The organism is Klebsiella sp. CN_Kp075 (assembly GCF_040065055.2).
Classification (GTDB): domain Bacteria; phylum Pseudomonadota; class Gammaproteobacteria; order Enterobacterales; family Enterobacteriaceae; genus Klebsiella; species Klebsiella aerogenes.
On sequence record NZ_CM198050.1, the window covers coordinates 401470 to 415675 of the forward strand.

Below are 14206 nucleotides of genomic sequence, written 5' to 3' on the forward strand. Positions count from 1 at the left end.
CGCGTCCGCGCGGCGTTATCATTTCGGGCAACATGCAATAATCGTGAGCATAAGCCTTTTAGTGGGGTGTTAAATGGATGATTTCAAACCAGAAGACGATATGAAAGCCGATCGCAACGATCGTCGTACTGGTCGTTCCCGTCAGTCTTCCGAGCGTGACGCCGATCCGCAGATCAATTTCGACGATCTCGATCTCGAGGCTGATGAAAGCCGTCCGACGCGCGCGAACAAAGCCCGTCGTGAACGCGATGAAGAAGAGTATGAAGAGGACCTTGAGTCCGAAGAAGAAGCAGAAGAAGAGCAGCAGGTTGAACGCCGTCCGCGTAAACGCAAAAAGGCCCCTGCTAAACCGGCTTCCCGCCAGTATGTCATGATGGGCGTCGGGGTGCTGGTACTCCTGCTGCTGATTGTCGGCGTGGGTTCGGCGCTGAAATCGCCATCTTCTTCCAATGAATCCGCTTCTGGTGAGAAGAGCGTTAACCTGTCAGGCGATCAAAGCATGACCGCTGACCAGAACAACAATGCCGCGCAGCCGGTCGATCAAACTGCGGGCAACACCAACCAGCAGCAGCCGCAGGACGTTTCTCTGCCGCCGATCGCCTCTAATCCGACTCAGGGTCAACCCGCCTCTGAGCCGCAGGGCCAGCAGCGTGTGGAAGTTCAGGGCGACCTGAACAACGCACTGACTCAGCAGCAGGGTCAACTGGATAGCGCCGTTGCTAACTCCACCTTACCGACCGAACCTGCGACCGTTGCGCCAATGCGTAATGGCGCCGCGCCGCGTCAAACGACCGAACGCCAGACGGCTGCCGCGCCGCGTCCTGCCGAGCGTAAACAGGTGGTGATTGAACCGAAACCGCAAAGCAAGCCGCAGGCTACCGCCAAAGCGCCGGTTGAAACCAAACCTAAGCGCGTAGAGAGCGCGCCGGCGGCTACCGCCAGCAAGCCTGTCGCCACTGCGCAGACTAAACCGGCTGCGACAACCGCGCCAACGGCTACCGCGACTGCGCCTGCCGCAACGACCTCCACCCCGGCGGCCACTGCGCCTGCGGCGACCGCAGCGGCTGGTAGCAAAACGGCTGGCGATGTTGGTTCGATGAAGTCTGCGCCGTCAGGTAACTATACGTTGCAGCTCAGCAGCTCCTCTAACTACAACAACCTGAACAACTGGGCGAAGAAAGAGAAGCTGGAAAAATATGTTGTCTATGAGACGACTCGCAACGGTCAACCGTGGTATGTGCTGGTCAGCGGCATCTACGCTTCGAAAGATGAAGCGAAACGTGCCGTCGCCACGCTCCCTGCGGATGTTCAGGCGAAAAATCCATGGGCAAAACCGCTGCATCAGGTACAAGCTGACCTGAAGTAATGCCGCGAGTAGTCTTAAGCGCAGGATGCTGTCGGAGCGATTTCTCCACAGCCGGAGAAAGTGTAATTAGTTAGGCAGCATGAAAAAGAATCGCGCTTTTCTGAAGTGGGCAGGGGGGAAATACCCCCTGCTTGACGATATTAAAAAGCATTTGCCGGAAGGTGAATGCTTAATTGAGCCCTTCGTGGGCGCCGGGTCGGTATTCCTGAATACCGACTTTTCTCGTTATATCCTCGCGGATATCAATAGCGATCTGATCGGTCTGTATAACATCGTCAAATTGCGCACTGACGAATACGTCAGCGCCGCACGCGAGATGTTTACGCCGGAAAACAACGCCGCGGAGCGCTACTACCAGTACCGTGATGAATTCAACCAGAGTCAGGATCCCCTGCGTCGCGCGGTGCTGTTCCTGTATCTGAATCGCCATGGCTACAACGGATTGTGCCGCTACAACCTGCGCGGCGAGTTCAACGTGCCGTTTGGCCGCTACAAAAAGCCCTATTTCCCCGAGGCTGAGCTCTATCACTTCGCCGCCAAGGCGCAGAACGCCGAGTTTTACTGCGAATCTTATGAAGAGTGCATGAAGCGAGCCGATAGCCGGGCGGTGGTCTATTGCGACCCGCCGTACGCGCCGCTGACGGCGACGGCGAATTTTACCGCCTACCACACCAACAGTTTCAACCTTGATCAGCAGGTAATGCTGGCGAAAAAAGCGGAATCGTTGATGAAAAAGCGGATCCCGGTGCTTATCTCAAACCACCGCACGCCGCTGACGCAGGAGTGGTATAAAAACGCGGCGGAAACGCATATTGTGAAGGTTCGGCGCAGCATCAGCAGCAACGGTGGTACGCGTAAAAAGGTGGACGAGCTCTTAGCGCTGTACCGTCCGCCGAAGACCAAATAAATTTCAAGGAGATGCGGATGAAGCAGTATTTGATTGCCCCTTCGATTCTGTCGGCTGATTTTGCCCGTTTGGGCGAGGATACCGCTAAGGCACTGGCGGCGGGCGCGGATGTCGTACACTTCGACGTCATGGACAACCACTACGTGCCGAATCTGACGATTGGCCCGATGGTGCTGAAGTCGCTGCGCAACTACGGCATTACCGCGCCGATCGATGTGCACCTGATGGTAAAGCCGGTCGACCGCATCATTCCTGATTTTGCCGAAGCCGGCGCCAGCATTATCACTTTCCACCCGGAAGCCTCTGAACACGTCGACCGCAGCCTGCAGCTTATCAAAGAGCACGGCTGTAAAGCGGGGCTGGTATTCAACCCGGCAACGCCGCTGAGCTATCTCGATTACGTTATGGATAAGCTGGATGTGATTCTGCTGATGTCGGTTAACCCAGGCTTTGGCGGCCAGTCCTTTATTCCGCACACTCTTGAAAAACTGCGTCAGGTGCGTCAGCTTATCGATCAATCCGGCTACGACATTCGCCTTGAAGTCGATGGCGGCGTGAAAGCCAGCAATATTGGTGAAATTGCCGCCGCCGGTGCGGATATGTTTGTCGCCGGTTCGGCGATCTTCGGCCAGCCGGATTACAAAAAAGTTATTGATCAAATGCGCAGTGAATTAGCGAAGGTTAGTCATGGATAAATTACAGGCCATCCGCGGCGTGGCATTTGACCTGGATGGTACGCTGGTCGATAGCGCGCCGGGTTTAACCGCCGCCGTTGATAGCGCGCTTTACGCGCTGGAACTGCCGGTGGCAGGTGAAGAGCGCGTCGTGACCTGGATTGGCAACGGCGCAGACGTCCTGATGGAGCGGGCGCTGAACTGGGCTCGCCAGGAGCGCGCCACGTTACGTGCGGCGATGGGCAAACCTTCCGTCGACGATCATGATATACCGCAAGACGAACAGCTACGCGTTTTGCGTAAACTGTTCGACCGCTATTACGCCGAAGCGGCGGAAGAAGGCAGTTTCTTGTTCCCGGCGGTGGCCGATACGCTCGGCGCGCTGCATGCCAAAGGCCTGCCGCTGGCGCTGGTTACCAACAAACCGACACCGTTCGTGGCGCCCTTGCTCGAGGCGCTGGATATCGCGAAATACTTTAGCGTGGTGATCGGCGGCGACGATGTGAAGAATAAAAAGCCGCATCCGGATCCGCTGCTGCTGGTGGCGGAAAAGCTCTCTCTGACGCCAGCCGAACTCCTGTTCGTCGGGGATTCGCGCAACGATATTCAGGCGGCGAAAGCGGCGGGCTGTTGCTCTATCGGTCTGACTTACGGCTACAACTACGGCGAGCCGATTGCGTTGAGCGAGCCGGATTTTATCTTTGACCAATTTAATGAACTCTTGCCCGCTCTTGGGCTACCGTACAGTGAAACTCAGGAATTAAAAAATGACTAAGCCCATCGTTTTTAGTGGCGCACAGCCCTCAGGTGAATTGACCATTGGCAACTATATGGGTGCGCTGCGTCAATGGGTAAACATGCAGGATGACTATCACTGTATTTACTGCATCGTTGACCAGCACGCAATCACCGTGCGTCAGGATCCGCAGAACCTGCGTAAAGCGACGCTGGATACGCTGGCGCTGTACCTGGCCTGTGGTATCGATCCGCAAAAGAGCACCATTTTCGTCCAGTCTCACGTGCCGGAACACGCCCAGCTGGGCTGGGCGCTGAACTGCTACACCTATTTCGGCGAGCTGAGCCGCATGACCCAGTTTAAAGACAAGTCCGCGCGCTACGCCGAGAACATCAACGCCGGTCTGTTTGACTACCCGGTACTGATGGCCGCTGATATTCTGCTGTACCAGACCAACCAGGTACCGGTAGGCGAAGATCAGAAACAGCATCTTGAGCTGAGCCGCGACGTCGCGCAGCGCTTTAACGCTATCTATGGCGATATCTTTAAAGTGCCGGAGCCGTTTATTCCTAAGTCCGGCGCGCGCGTGATGTCCCTGCTGGAGCCGACCAAGAAGATGTCCAAGTCCGATGACAACCGCAACAACGTCATTGGTCTGCTGGAAGACCCGAAATCGGTAGTTAAGAAGATTAAACGCGCGGTGACCGACTCCGACGAGCCGCCGGTTGTCCGTTACGATGTGCAAAACAAAGCGGGCGTTTCCAACCTGCTGGATATCCTCTCCGCCGTGACCGGCCAGAGCATTCCGGAACTGGAACAGCACTTTGAAGGTAAAATGTACGGCCACCTGAAAGGCGAAGTCGCCGAAGCGGTTTCCGGTATGCTGACCGAGCTGCAGGAGCGCTATCACCGTTTCCGCAACGACGAAGCGTTCCTTAATCAGGTGATGAAAGAGGGGGCGGAAAAAGCCAGCGCGCACGCTTCTAAGACCCTGAAAGCGGTGTATGAAGCGATTGGCTTTGTCGCTAAGCCGTAACAAGGCTCGCTGAAGGTAAAAAAACCGGGATAATCCCGGTTTTTTTGTGTCTGTTAGAGCGCATTAGCTTAATGGTGAGAAAACCAGTTCAGCTTGTCGCGTAGCGCCACCACGCGGCCCACGATAATCAACGCCGGGCTGGCCATCTGCTGCGCCAGAATATCCAACCGATCCAGAGTGCCGGCGACAACCTTCTGGTTGACCGCGGTGCCGTTCTCGACGATGGCGGCCGGCATATCCGCCGCCATGCCGTGGGCGATCAGCTTTTCACGGATCGCCGGCGCCTGGTTTAGCCCCATATAGAACACCAGCGTCTGTTTTTCCGCCGCCAGATTTTGCCAGTCGAGATCGCTACCGGTTTTCAGATGGCCGGTGATCAGACGTACGCCCTGGGCGAAATCGCGGTGGGTAAGCGGAATACCTGAGTAGGCTGAGCAGCCGGATGCGGCGGTGATCCCCGGCACCACCGAGAACGGAATACCTGCCGCGCAGAGGGTCTCCAGCTCTTCGCCGCCGCGGCCAAAAATAAACGGATCGCCGCCTTTCAGGCGCACGACACGTTTGCCGCTTTGCGCTTCGCGCAGCAGGATTTGGTTAATTTCCTCCTGCGGCACGCAGTGATAGCCTGCGCGTTTGCCGACAAATACCCGATCGGCGTCGCGGCGCACCAGATTCATAATATCGTCGGAGACCAGCCGGTCGTAGACCACCACATCGGCCTGCTGGATCTGCTGCAGCCCTTTGAGGGTGAGCAGACCGGCATCGCCCGGACCGGCGCCAACCAGCACCACTTCGCCGCGATGTTCCAGTGGTTCATTCAGTAACCGTTCCGTGGTATCGGCGACGGCCTGACGATCATCGTTCGCCAGCGATTGGGCGAGACGATCGTTAACAAACAGCTTTTCCCAGAAGCGGCGGCGCTCGCCGACGGTAGCGAACTGCTTTTTCACCCTTGAGCGCAGCTGCCCGGCATAGCGGGCGATTTGTCCGAGATGCAGCGGCAGCAGCGATTCGAGCTTTTCACGCAGCAGGCGCGCCAACACCGGCGAGGTACCACCGGAAGACACGGCGACCATCAGAGGCGAGCGGTCGATAATTGAAGGCATAATAAAGCTGGCCTGACGGGGCGCATCCACCACGTTACAGAAAATACGCCGTGATTCAGCGGCCTCGCTGACCTGCTGATTAACGACATCATCGTCGGTGGCGGCGATCGCCAGCCAGCAGTTATCGAGCAGCGCAGGATTGAAATCGCCTTGCGCCAGCGTCAGCATCTGCGCCTCGGCCCACACCTGAAACTGCGGAGTAAACTGGCGTGAGTTCACCGTTAACCGGGCGCCGGCGTCGAGCAACAGACGCGCCTTGCGTTCAGCGACATCGCCGCCGCCGACCAGCAAGCAGTCGCGATCGCGTAGTTGGCAAAAAATAGGTAAGTGGTCCACGGCAGATCCTCACGGCAAGGGGGGAAAGGGAGTGCGGTCGTAGCATAGCAGCAGAGGGAATCACGGAGATATGAATTTTGCCGCCTCTACTTAGTAGTGGTTATAAGCCGATGATATGGTTCCCCCCGCGGCGCGGAGGGAACCTTGCGGCATCAGGCTTTCAGCTGCACTTTGCCATCTTTAACACGGGCTTCGTAATGGGCGATGGAGTGGCTCTCATCTTCCATGCACAACCCGTCGCTGAGGCGGAAGCGCTGCTTTTTCAGCGGGCTGGCAACCCACAGCGCGCCGTCATGCTCAGCGATGATCCCGCGGGACAGCACGCTGGCATTGAAGAACGGATCGATATTGCTGATGGCGAACACTCTGTCGTCATGGTACGGACGGAAGATAGCCACCTGCTGTTGCCCCAGCAGCGCGCAGACGCCGGTCGCCGGCAGGATGTCGTCAATTTTGCAGATGTTTACCCACTGGCTCATACGTTTTCCTCCACCAGCGTGACCGGGATGCGCTCATAGGGCGTGGCCGGGCGATGCTGGTCACGTTCCGGCACCACCTGAACGTTCGGGTCGCGCTGGTCGCTGTTGATAAAGTGTTTGAAGCGCGTCTGCGCCGCCGGGTTATTGACGGTCTCGGTCCATTCGCAGGCGAAAGCGGCGCGCAGGCGAGCCAGCTCTTCTTCAAGGTGATCGTTCAGGCCCAGCTTATCGTCGATGATGACGCTGCGCAGATAGTCGATGCCGCCTTCCATGTTGTCCAGCCACGGCGCGGTACGGGTCAGCTTATCGGCGGTGCGGATGTAGAACATCATAAAGCGGTCGAGATATTTGATGAGCGTATCGCGATCGAGGTCCGCGGCCAGCAGATCGGCGTGGCGTGGTTTCATCCCGCCGTTACCGCACACATACAGGTTCCAGCCTTTCTCGGTGGCGATGATCCCAACGTCTTTACCCTGGGCTTCCGCGCATTCACGGGTACAGCCGGAGACGCCGAACTTCATTTTGTGCGGGGTACGGATGCCTTTATAGCGGTTTTCCAGTTCTACGCCGAAGCCGACGCTATCGCCGACGCCGTAGCGGCACCAGGTACTGCCGACGCAGGTTTTCGCCATACGTAGCGCTTTGGCGTACGCATGGCCGGTTTCGAAGCCGGCTTCAATCAGCTGACGCCAGATCTCCGGCAGGTCATCTTTTTGCGCGCCGAACAGACCGATACGCTGGGAGCCGGTGATTTTGGTATACAGATTAAATTCGCGCGCGATGCGACCGACGGCAACCAGGCCTTCTGGCGTAATTTCGCCGCCTGCGGAGCGCGGGATAACCGAGTAGGTGCCATCTTTCTGGATGTTGGCGAGGAAGTTATCGTTGGTGTCCTGCAGCGGCGTGTGCTGTGGTTTGAGGATGTACTCATTCCAGCAGGAGGCCAGCAGGGAACCGACGGTCGGCTTACAGACTTCACAGCCGTAGCCCTGACCGTGTTTTTCCAGCAGCTCGTCGAAGGTTTTGATGCCTTCCACGCGGATCAGGTGGAACAGTTCCTGGCGAGAGTAGGCGAAGTGCTCGCACAGATTGTTGTTCACTTCGATACCCTGTTTCGCCAGCTCGGCGTTGAGCACCTGCGTTACCAGCGGAATACAACCGCCGCAGCCGGTTCCGGCTTTGGTTTCCGCTTTCAGCGCCGCCACGGTGTGACAGCCTTTATTGATAGCGGCGATCAGGTCGCCTTTGCTGACGTCGAAGCAGGAACAAATCTGCGCGCTGTCCGGCAGTTTATCCACGCCGATAGACGGCTTGCCGCTGCCGGCGTGGGCCGGGAGGATCAGCGAATCCGGGTTTTCCGGTAATTCGATGGCGTTCAGCACCAGCTGCAGCAGGTTGCCGTAATCGCTGGTGTCGCCGACCAGTACCGCGCCAAGCAGGGTTTTGTTATCTTCGCTGACGATAAGCCGTTTGTAGACTTCTTTGCTTTCGTCGAGATAGACGTAGCTACGCGCGCCCGGCGTACGCCCGTGGGCGTCGCCGATACCGCCAACGTCAACGCCGAGCAGTTTCAGCTTGGCGCTGAGGTCGGCGCCGGTGAACAGATTATCGTTGCCGAGGATATGGTCAACCGTCACCTGCGCCATTTTGTAGCCCGGGGCGACAAGACCATACACGCGGTTATTCCAGCTGGCGCATTCGCCGATAGCGTAGATATCCGGGTCGGAGGTCTGGCAGCTATCGTTGACCATGATGCCGCCGCGTTGGGCGACCGCCAGCCCGCACTGGGTAGCCAACTTGTCGCGCGGACGGATACCGGTAGAGAAGACGATGAAATCGACCTGCAGTTCGCTACCGTCGGCGAAGCGCATCGTTTTGCGCGCCTCGGTGCCCTGCTGAACGATCTCTTTGGTGTTTTTGCTGGTGTGAACCTTCACACCCATGCTTTCGATCTTACGCTTCAGCTGCTCGCCGCCCATCTGATCGAGCTGCTCGGCCATCAGCATCGGCGCAAACTCGATCACGTGGGTTTCCACCCCGAGATTTTTCAGCGCGCCGGCTGCTTCCAGACCGAGCAGACCGCCGCCGACCACCGCGCCGCGTTTGCTGCGACGGGCGCAGGATTCGATGGCGTTAAGATCTTCAATAGTACGATAGACGAAGCAATCCTGGGTTTCCGCGCCTTTAATCGGCGGGATCCACGGGTATGAGCCAGTCGCCATAATCAGCTTGTCGTAGAAAACGGTACGGCCAGCGCTGGAGTGGATAACCTTTTCCTGGCGGTTGATGGTAATCGCGCGTTCGCCGACCAGCACCTTGACGCCGTGTTTCTCATAGAAACCTTCGCGTACCAGCGACAGCTCTTCCGCAGTGTGATGGGAGAAGTAAGACGACAGGTGGACACGGTCATAGGCGATACGCGGCTCTTCACAGAACACGGTAATGTCGAATTGTCCGGCAGGCGCCTTATCAAGAAGCTCTTCGATAAAGCGATGGCCGACCATGCCGTTACCGATAATAGCGATTCTGACTTTGCTCATTTTTGCCTCGATTTCTTTTCTATTACCGCCTACCTTAACGATTCAGCTACTACACTCATTGATACAAATCAATTTAGAACTTACCTACCACTTAATGAGTATATTCATGATTTATAATGATTTTTCTAAGTGATGGAAAAATCAGGCTTTTCCGTTCTGTTCTTTTTATGTACAAAGGCAGCGGAAGAAATGAGCAATATTCAGGGGAGCAAACTATGTCGACAACGCCGCTGTGGTTAATTCAGAACGTCCATCTGCCAAAGCGAGAAGGGCTGTGGCAGATTGCGATTGATAAAGGGCGGTTCGGCGACATTACGCCGATGGGAGAGGCACGCAGCGAGAGCTACGAAGTGCTTAACGCCCGCGGCGGATTGGCCATCCCGCCGTTTATCGAACCGCACATTCATCTCGATACCACGCAGACGGCGGGAGAGCCAAACTGGAACCAGTCCGGGACGCTGTTCGAAGGGATTGAGCGTTGGGCCGAGCGTAAAGCGCTGCTAAGCCATGAGGATGTGAAAGCCCGTGCGTGGAAAACGCTGCGCTGGCAAATCGCCAACGGCATCCAGTTTGTTCGCACCCATGTCGATGTTTCTGACCCATCGTTGACCGCGCTGAAAGCGATGCTGGAAGTCAAACAAGAGGTAGCGCCGTGGGTCGATTTGCAGATAGTCGCCTTCCCCCAGGAAGGGATTTTATCCTACCCCAATGGTGAGAGTTTGCTGGAGGAGGCATTACGACTGGGCGCCGATGTGGTCGGGGCGATCCCGCATTTCGAATTTACTCGTGAATACGGAGTGGTATCGCTGCATATCGCCTTCCGTCTGGCGCAGAAATACCAGCGTCCGCTGGATATCCACTGCGATGAAATAGACGATGAACAGTCGCGCTTTGTCGAAACGGTCGCCGCGCTGGCGTTAAAAGAGGGAATCGGCCCCCGGGTGACCGCGAGTCATACGACCGCGATGCACTCCTACAATGGCGCTTATACCTCGCGGCTGTTCCGCCTGTTAAAACTCTCGGGCATTAACTTCGTCGCCAACCCGCTGGTCAATATTCATCTGCAGGGGCGCTTTGATGACTACCCGAAGCGGCGCGGCGTGACGCGGGTCAAGGAGCTGATGGCGGCCGGCATTAATGTCTGTTTTGGCCACGATGATGTGTTCGACCCATGGTATCCGTTGGGAACCGGCAACATGCTACAGGTGCTGCATATGGGGCTGCACGTTTGCCAACTGATGGGCTATCAGCAGATTAACGACAGTCTACAGCTGATTACCCACAACAGCGCCAGAACCTTTGGGCTCAATGATTACGGCATCGCTACCGGCAACCCGGCTAATCTGGTGATCTTGCCGGCGGAAAACGGTTTTGAAGCCGTACGCTGCCAGGTGCCGGTACGTTGGTCAATTCGTCAGGGAAGGGTCATTGCGACTACGCAGCTGGCGCAGACGTGGATACAGACCGATAAAGGCGGCGAGGAGTTGTTTTTTACCAAAAATAGCCCCTTTGCCGAAGCAAAGGGGCCTAAGGCTTAGTGCGCCGACGCGTTCTGACGGTGGCGGGAAACGAAGCCAAGGAGCAGACACATCACGAATACCACGGCATAGAGGCCGTTCGCGGTGTGCAGCGCGGCCAGCGGGCCGCTAGCCGCGACGATCGGCCCGGTCACCACGAAGGTCAGCATGGTGCCGATGGTGCCGCAGGTCAGAATGAAGTTCACCAGCTTCGGTGAAGCGACTTTGGTCTGCTGCGAGCCCAGGGTAATGATCGAGGTATAGATGGCGCTGGAGAAGAAGCCAAGGGTCAGGATGAACCACGGCATATGCTCCGGCGAACCGTTAATGAACAGATACATCAGGACTGTCGCCAGACCCGCCAGCACGGTCAGGATGCGCTGCAGGTCGAAGAAGCGCAGGATGAAGCTGAACGACCACATGCCGATCATATAGGACATCCAGAAATCGCTGACCAGCTTACCGGCATCGCCGAGGCTCATGCCGAGGCCTTTGGCATACTCTGGTACCCAGGAGATAAAGCCCAACTGGCCGAGGATGTAGCATAGCGCGGCGATGGAAAGGAACAGCACGCCGATGCCCCATTTCTCTTTCACTACCGGCTGGCTGTTTTCCGCCAGCGCTTTATTGCCAAGCACCGGGAACTCACAGCCGAAAGTCAGCACGAAAATAGCGACGTAGACCAGGCCGATACAGGCGTAAACCCAGTACCACTCGATGCTGCGCGCCAGCAGCACGGCGGCGACCATCGGGAAGATCATCCCTGCCATGCTGAAGAAGGAGTCCGTGAACAGCAGACGCGCACCGCGCTGGCGGCCTTCATACATGTGGGTAATCAGGAAAGTCCCGATCGACATGGTGATCCCGCTGACCAGACCGAGCACGAACATCGACGCGGAGAACAGCGTCAGGCTGTGGCCGAACATCAGCCCGGCGATGGCTAACAGCATCAGGATAAAGCCGAAGCGCAGCTGGGTTTTCAGCGGCACGATCTCCATCAGCCAGGCATTGAGAAAGATAGAAATCAGAATACCGGCATTGAGGAAGGTAAAGGTGTTACTCATACTGGACACCGGCAGATGGAAATAATCTGCGATGTTCCCCATCACCATCCCGGTGACGATCACCAACGCGCCGGTCAGGGCGTAGGAGAAAAAGCTGATCCATGTGAGCTTGATACGATTGCTGTTAGTCATGACAGGCCTGTGAATAGATAGGTAAAGCGCGTTGACGCTGCGCCGGGCGCACAGATTTTATTCATTCAAGTGATGAAGGCAAACGTTTATATTGAAATGTAGAATTTATTGCATGGATTTATGTGATCTCAGTCACATTAGTGATCGGTGAGAGGATTGAGTCAGTTCGTAACAAGTGTTTCAGCTAAGTAAAATTAGGTAAAAGGCTAGCCCGCTATGCAAAGGCTCTTTAGAATCAAGGCACTTGCTTTTTACTCTGCTCCGTTAAGGAATTTCCATGCTCAAATCCACTCTGGCGGCGATGGCTGCCGTATTCGCCATTTCAGCATTCTCCCCCGCCATGGCGGCCAAGGGCGACCCGCACGTACTGCTGACCACTTCTGCTGGCAACATCGAGTTGGAGCTGAATAGCCAGAAGGCGCCGATTTCTGTCGATAACTTCCTGAAGTACGTGAACAGCGGTTTCTATAACAACACGACCTTCCACCGGGTGATCCCAGGCTTTATGGTGCAGGGCGGCGGCTTTAACGAGCAGATGCAGCAAAAGCAGCCTAACCCGCCGATTAAAAACGAAGCCGACAATGGCCTGCGTAATACCCGCGGGACGATCGCCATGGCGCGTACCGCCGATCAGGACAGCGCGACCAGCCAGTTCTTCATCAACGTGGCGGATAACGCCTTCCTCGACCACGGCCAGCGTGATTTTGGCTACGCGGTATTTGGTAAAGTGGTGAAGGGTATGGACGTCGCCGACAAAATCTCTCAGGTTCCGACCCACAACGTTGGCCCGTACCAAAATGTTCCGTCCAAACCGGTCGTTATTCTTTCGGCGAAAGTGCTGCCGTAACCCTCTTCTGGCGCGGGCGGTCCGCCTGCGCCTGGCTTGCCTCTCTGCGTAACCCGAAATTGCTGCTTATACTTGTGGCACACAGGGGACGATAAGGGAGGCGACCATGCGTTTACTCACCGATAAGCAAAAATCCCGGCTCTGGGAACAGACCCGCAACGCCAATTTTCAGGCCAGCAGACGCCTTGAAGGCGCGACGGTACCGCTGGTTAGCCTGACGGCTGAGGAAGCGCTGGCGCGTCTTGCCGAGCTGAGGAGGCGTCATGAGCGATAAATATGGCGACGGTCGCGACCCCTATCTCTATCCGGCGCTGGATGTGCTGCGTAACCGGCTGGGTATCCATCAGGCGCAACGGCTGGAACAAACTGTATGGGAATTCACTTCGCTGCGTGCGGCGACGATCCCGTTGGGCCCGCGCGGCCGCGGTTTACCGCATCTCTGCGCCATTCACCGGCAACTTTATCAGGATCTCTTTGACTGGGCGGGCAAACTGCGGGAAATCGATATCTACCAGGGCGATACGCCATTTTGCCACTTCGCGTGGATAGAGAAAGAGGGTAACGCGCTGATGCGCAAGCTGGAAGAAGAGGACTATCTGTGTGAACTCCCCCGGGAGACCTTCGTCGAGCGCCTGAGCTGGTACTACGGCGAAATCAATGTCCTGCACCCGTTCCGCCTTGGCAACGGCCTGACGCAAAGGATCTTCTTCGAACAGTTGGCCATTCACGCCGGCTACCTGCTCGACTGGCGGGGCATCGATCCGGATGCGTGGAGCCAGGCTAACCAGCTGGGCGCGATGGGCGACCCGGAGCCGCTGGAGCGGATCTTTCGTAAAGTGGTGAGCGAAGCGCGGGAATCTGAGTAGAATAGCCCGGTTTTGTTTTTTCCGGAGCCGCTATGATCCTGCTAATCGATAACTATGACTCTTTCACCTGGAATCTGTACCAGTACTTTTGCGAACTGGGGGCGGAGGTGCTGGTTAAGCGTAACGATGAGTTAACGCTGGAAGAGATAGCGTCGCTGGCGCCGGAGAAAATCGTCATTTCGCCGGGCCCCTGCACGCCGGATGAGTCCGGTATTTCGCTGGACGTTATCCGCCGCTATGCCGGTAAAACACCGCTGCTCGGCGTGTGTCTGGGTCATCAGGCCATCGCCCAGGTCTTTGGCGCCGCCATCGTACGCGCCGCGCAGGTCATGCATGGTAAAACGTCGCTGATTGAGCACAACGGCGAGGGCGTTTTTCAGGGACTAAACAACCCGCTTACCGTTACGCGCTACCATTCATTAGTTATCGACCCGCCGACCCTTCCCGCGGATTTTATCGTTACCGCCCGCAGCGCCAGCGGTGAAATCATGGGTATCCGCCATCGCCAGTGGGATCTCGAAGGCGTGCAGTTCCACCCGGAGAGCATTCTTAGCGAACAGGGACACCAGTTGCTGGAAAACTTCCTTAAACGCTGATTTG

Annotated in this window: 14 protein-coding genes; 10 read left to right on the forward strand and 4 right to left on the reverse strand. The window is 56.8% G+C overall.

Going from position 1 to position 14206, the window contains the following annotated elements:
- Positions 1-73 precede the first annotated feature (73 nt).
- The 5 genes from damX (at position 74) to trpS (ending at position 4719) form a co-directional block, all read left to right on the forward strand.
- Positions 74-1366, forward strand: coding sequence for a cell division protein DamX (gene damX, locus ABLV78_RS01845; protein WP_047048011.1), 1293 nt, complete (start codon positions 74-76; stop codon positions 1364-1366).
- Positions 1367-1445: 79 nt separating this feature from the next.
- Positions 1446-2273: an adenine-specific DNA-methyltransferase gene (dam, locus tag ABLV78_RS01850; protein ID WP_045394863.1), complete on the forward strand. Its 828-nt coding sequence runs from the start codon at positions 1446-1448 to the stop codon at positions 2271-2273.
- A 17-nt stretch (positions 2274-2290) separates the two neighbouring features.
- Positions 2291-2968 carry a ribulose-phosphate 3-epimerase gene (rpe, locus tag ABLV78_RS01855; RefSeq protein ID WP_015369389.1) on the forward strand — a complete coding sequence of 226 codons (678 nt, stop codon included), beginning with the start codon at positions 2291-2293 and terminating at the stop codon, positions 2966-2968.
- Positions 2961-3722, forward strand: a complete 762-nt coding sequence (gene gph, locus ABLV78_RS01860; RefSeq protein ID WP_047048014.1) for a phosphoglycolate phosphatase — start codon at positions 2961-2963, stop codon at positions 3720-3722. Before rpe ends, gph begins: the two co-directional genes overlap by 8 nt.
- The gene (trpS, locus tag ABLV78_RS01865; RefSeq protein WP_015369391.1) at positions 3715-4719 is read left to right on the forward strand and encodes a tryptophan--tRNA ligase; all 1005 of its coding nucleotides are present in this window, start codon (positions 3715-3717) and stop codon (positions 4717-4719) included. Before gph ends, trpS begins: the two co-directional genes overlap by 8 nt.
- Before the next feature lie 68 nt (positions 4720-4787).
- On the opposite strand, the gene cysG is transcribed toward trpS, so the two are convergent.
- The 3 genes from cysG to nirB form a co-directional block, all read right to left on the reverse strand.
- On the reverse strand, positions 4788-6161 hold the full coding sequence (gene cysG, locus ABLV78_RS01870) for a siroheme synthase CysG (protein ID WP_047048016.1): 1374 nt from the start codon (positions 6159-6161) through the stop codon (positions 4788-4790).
- A gap of 152 nt (positions 6162-6313) precedes the next feature.
- Positions 6314-6640 (reverse strand): nitrite reductase small subunit NirD, encoded by a 327-nt coding sequence (gene nirD, locus ABLV78_RS01875; protein WP_015369393.1) that lies wholly within the window; start codon positions 6638-6640, stop codon positions 6314-6316.
- Complete coding sequence (nirB, locus tag ABLV78_RS01880) at positions 6637-9180, reverse strand: nitrite reductase large subunit NirB (protein ID WP_015369394.1); 2544 nt, start codon at positions 9178-9180, stop codon at positions 6637-6639. The genes nirD and nirB overlap by 4 nt, the downstream gene beginning before the upstream one ends.
- A 215-nt stretch (positions 9181-9395) precedes the next feature.
- Between nirB and ABLV78_RS01885 the strand changes: the two genes are divergently transcribed.
- Positions 9396-10718 (forward strand): cytosine deaminase, encoded by a 1323-nt coding sequence (locus tag ABLV78_RS01885; protein WP_047048019.1) that lies wholly within the window; start codon positions 9396-9398, stop codon positions 10716-10718.
- Here the strand turns inward: ABLV78_RS01885 and tsgA are convergent.
- Positions 10715-11893: an MFS transporter TsgA gene (gene tsgA / locus ABLV78_RS01890; protein WP_015369396.1), complete on the reverse strand. Its 1179-nt coding sequence runs from the start codon at positions 11891-11893 to the stop codon at positions 10715-10717. The two genes, ABLV78_RS01885 and tsgA, sit on opposite strands and share 4 nt — an antisense overlap.
- A 277-nt stretch (positions 11894-12170) precedes the next feature.
- On the opposite strand from tsgA, the gene ppiA reads away from it, so the two are divergent.
- The 4 genes from ppiA (at position 12171) to pabA (ending at position 14202) form a co-directional block, all read left to right on the forward strand.
- A complete protein-coding gene (ppiA, locus tag ABLV78_RS01895; protein ID WP_015369397.1) occupies positions 12171-12740 on the forward strand; it encodes a peptidylprolyl isomerase A in 570 nt (189 codons plus the stop codon).
- 106 nt (positions 12741-12846) lie between these two features.
- Entirely contained in the window at positions 12847-13014 is a 168-nt protein-coding gene (ficA, locus tag ABLV78_RS01900; protein ID WP_064571555.1) for a FicA/YhfG family antitoxin, read from the forward strand.
- Positions 13004-13606, forward strand: a complete 603-nt coding sequence (locus tag ABLV78_RS01905; RefSeq protein WP_047048022.1) for a putative adenosine monophosphate-protein transferase Fic — start codon at positions 13004-13006, stop codon at positions 13604-13606. Before ficA ends, ABLV78_RS01905 begins: the two co-directional genes overlap by 11 nt.
- Before the next feature lie 32 nt (positions 13607-13638).
- Positions 13639-14202 carry an aminodeoxychorismate synthase component 2 gene (gene pabA / locus ABLV78_RS01910; protein ID WP_047048025.1) on the forward strand — a complete coding sequence of 188 codons (564 nt, stop codon included), beginning with the start codon at positions 13639-13641 and terminating at the stop codon, positions 14200-14202.
- The last annotated feature ends 4 nt before the right edge of the window (positions 14203-14206 follow it).

Coding starts and splice junctions, on each gene's coding strand:
- damX (WP_047048011.1), top strand. CDS start 74: ATGGATGATTTCAAACCAGAAGACGATATGAAAGCCGATCGCAACGAT.
- dam (WP_045394863.1), top strand. CDS start 1,446: ATGAAAAAGAATCGCGCTTTTCTGAAGTGGGCAGGGGGGAAATACCCC.
- rpe (WP_015369389.1), top strand. CDS start 2,291: ATGAAGCAGTATTTGATTGCCCCTTCGATTCTGTCGGCTGATTTTGCC.
- gph (WP_047048014.1), top strand. CDS start 2,961: ATGGATAAATTACAGGCCATCCGCGGCGTGGCATTTGACCTGGATGGT.
- trpS (WP_015369391.1), top strand. CDS start 3,715: ATGACTAAGCCCATCGTTTTTAGTGGCGCACAGCCCTCAGGTGAATTG.
- nirD (WP_015369393.1), bottom strand. CDS start 6,640: ATGAGCCAGTGGGTAAACATCTGCAAAATTGACGACATCCTGCCGGCG.
- nirB (WP_015369394.1), bottom strand. CDS start 9,180: ATGAGCAAAGTCAGAATCGCTATTATCGGTAACGGCATGGTCGGCCAT.
- ABLV78_RS01885 (WP_047048019.1), top strand. CDS start 9,396: ATGTCGACAACGCCGCTGTGGTTAATTCAGAACGTCCATCTGCCAAAG.
- tsgA (WP_015369396.1), bottom strand. CDS start 11,893: ATGACTAACAGCAATCGTATCAAGCTCACATGGATCAGCTTTTTCTCC.
- ppiA (WP_015369397.1), top strand. CDS start 12,171: ATGCTCAAATCCACTCTGGCGGCGATGGCTGCCGTATTCGCCATTTCA.
- ficA (WP_064571555.1), top strand. CDS start 12,847: ATGCGTTTACTCACCGATAAGCAAAAATCCCGGCTCTGGGAACAGACC.
- ABLV78_RS01905 (WP_047048022.1), top strand. CDS start 13,004: ATGAGCGATAAATATGGCGACGGTCGCGACCCCTATCTCTATCCGGCG.
- pabA (WP_047048025.1), top strand. CDS start 13,639: ATGATCCTGCTAATCGATAACTATGACTCTTTCACCTGGAATCTGTAC.